The organism is Sulfitobacter litoralis, from assembly GCF_900103185.1.
GTDB classification, from domain to species: domain Bacteria; phylum Pseudomonadota; class Alphaproteobacteria; order Rhodobacterales; family Rhodobacteraceae; genus Sulfitobacter; species Sulfitobacter litoralis.
This window is the reverse complement of sequence record NZ_FNJD01000052.1, coordinates 1-2,385: the sequence shown is the minus strand read 5'-3', so window position 1 is coordinate 2,385 and position 2,385 is coordinate 1. Positions and strand designations below refer to the sequence as shown.

Annotated in this window: 4 protein-coding genes; all 4 read left to right on the top strand. The window is 51.3% G+C overall.

Annotation, left to right across the window (positions count from 1 at the left end):
- The coding region (locus BLQ98_RS18345; RefSeq protein WP_167354587.1) for a hypothetical protein at positions 1–546 on the top strand (546 nt) is incomplete at its 5' end.
- 47 nt (positions 547–593) lie between these two features.
- Complete coding sequence (locus BLQ98_RS17950) at positions 594–806, top strand: MerR family transcriptional regulator (RefSeq protein ID WP_093734543.1); 213 nt, start codon at positions 594–596, stop codon at positions 804–806.
- Positions 807–909: 103 nt separating this feature from the next.
- Positions 910–1,239 carry a helix-turn-helix transcriptional regulator gene (locus BLQ98_RS17945; RefSeq protein ID WP_093734542.1) on the top strand — a complete coding sequence of 110 codons (330 nt, stop codon included), beginning with the start codon at positions 910–912 and terminating at the stop codon, positions 1,237–1,239.
- Positions 1,239–2,385 (top strand): tyrosine-type recombinase/integrase (locus tag BLQ98_RS17940; RefSeq protein ID WP_167354586.1); only part of this gene is annotated, 1,147 nt, incomplete at its 3' end. The genes BLQ98_RS17945 and BLQ98_RS17940, both read left to right, overlap by 1 nt.

Here is a 2,385-nt window from a genome sequence, read left to right as displayed (position 1 = left end):
GAAGGAGGTAGCAGTTGGGCTACCGATCCAGGTAACGCGAACTTCGTTCAATGGACAATCAGGACATCCGCAGAACGACGCGAGGCTGCATACGAGTTTTCCGAAACTTCCCGTCGCTATGATGAAAAGAACTGGCGTCGGCTCAATATTGCGGAACATATCGGAAAACTGATTGTGCTCTCGATCCTTGAGAAGAAATTTGAGGGCGTTCAAACTGAAATCGGGATCTTGCAGCAGGTTCGTGATGACGCAAAGAGCCATGCCGTTAGTGGGGCAAGAGACATTGATACCCTAAGAAGAGTTTGGGCTCACTACAAAGGCGTCGTCCATTTGGGAATGGCGCTCGACTTCTGCGAAGAACACCCGATGCCACAGGCAAATCTGCTTCATCTCGCTGAGCAATATCGTCAGGAACTGAGCCATAACTGTCCCAAAGGTACGTCCAAGCCCTATGTCTCTTCTGAGGAGCAAATTTCTTTCGTATATTTATCAAGCCTTAAGGGTCCCCGATTTCGAGATCGGGGACTGCCTTACGCGGTAGTTTAGGGCGCATCCCTTCGTTGCAATTCAATGCAATGGAAGGACGGTGTACAGTGCCTAACCTCTTCGAAAACGATCGCAACTATGTATTGGGCGATCCGGAGCTCGATCTTATCGGTGATCGCGCCAAGCTGGCGCAATGGCGTCACAAAATGAAGGGCCCTGCCTTTTACAAACTGGGTCGCAAAGTCATCTATCGCGGCTCCGATCTCAACGCTTGGGCACAAGCTAATCGTACCGATCCCAACGAGAACGGCGCGGTCTAATGTCAGCGCGTTTCCCTATCCAAGCATTCCAGAAAGACTTTACCGGTACCTGGACCAAAGCCCTGAGTTGTTGCCCTTTGGCTGATCTTGGGTCGGCCTGATCGTGCCAGCCAATTCAGAAAATAAACAACTCGGTCTGTTTGAGACGCTGGAACCGAATCCAAAGCCGAAAGCTGACACGCCGAGTAAGCCGCTAGCGCTCTGCACCCGCTGCACCGAGCAATATCTTTCGGACCACCAGGTAGCTGCCCGCTTTAATATCACAAAGGCGACGGTCTGGCGGTGGCACGATAAAAATCCCGATTTCCCCCGGCGGATTAAACTGAGCCCAGGCACCTCGCGCTGGAAGCTGAGTGATGTGGTTCTGTTTGAGGCGAAGATGCAAGAAGCGTGCACCTCAAGCAACCTGGCCAAGGTCAAGGGGCGTCCCTGATGACCAAATCTTATAAAGGCATACGGCTTAAAAAGCACCGAGTGTACTCTGGCGAGCAGTTGATGTCGGCATATTCAGTCACCGCAAATACGGTATCCAACTGGGTTAACGATGGGTTGCAGCCATCCGATGGCAAAAAGCCTTATCTGTTCCGGGGCGCAGCAGTAGAGGATTTTCACAAGCGCAAGCGTCTGACGGTCAAAAAAAAGTTGCAGCCCGGACAATTCCAGTGCTGGGGGTGCCAAACCTCAGTGTTTCCGGATGTCGAAACGGTCGTCGATTACTTTGCCGATAACGGGCGACACATGTACACCGCCGTCTGTCCCTACTGCTCGACTAAGCTTCAAAAGATATCAAGTGAGACTGATCGAGACTTGATTGAGGATTGTCGCAATCCCAATACCCCCACGGAGTGCCTACACGAAGAAAAGGCCTCAGTTCGTGGGGGTATTTGGATTAGAGCGGAAAATGATGTCCCAAACCTCCAAGCGGAGAACGACAGGATCATCCACAAATGGCAAACCTATGCTGGTGGTTATAGCGAAAAAACCATCGATAGGCATCTTGCGGCGATCCGCTTCTTCGAGAGCAATTTGAAAGGTAAGCCTTTCACCAAGCTTACCACAGATGATTTTGCGACAGTGCGCGATGAGCTGAAAAAGCTTTCAAAAGCGCAGGCCCCGAATAATTTGTCCGCATCAACGATCAAGCATTCCGTCTCCCACCTCAAAGCATTCTTCGATTGGTTGCTAAAGCAGGAGGGCTACAGACGCTTGCCGGGGGACTTTGCGGGATATCTGAAACTTCCGAAGGCCATTGTGGCTCAGGCCGCGCAAGTTAAACAAAAAGATTATCCAACCCTGTTCGAGGCCGAAGAACTTTTGAACGCAATGCCGTGCAAGTCTTTGGTCGATCTGCGGGCTCGGGCGATTTTTGCTTTGGCCTTTCTGGGTGCATTACGAGCAGATACTTTGGCCTCTCTTCGGGTCAAAAATGTCGACATCGAGCGGCGGTTGATCTTGCAGGATGCCAGCATCGTCCGGACAAAAGCAGGCAAAAGCCTGAATATCATCTGGTTCCAGCTCCCTGAGGCGTTTGAAAAAACAGTCGTGGACTGGGTGATTAGACTCCAAAACCTAGGCTTCA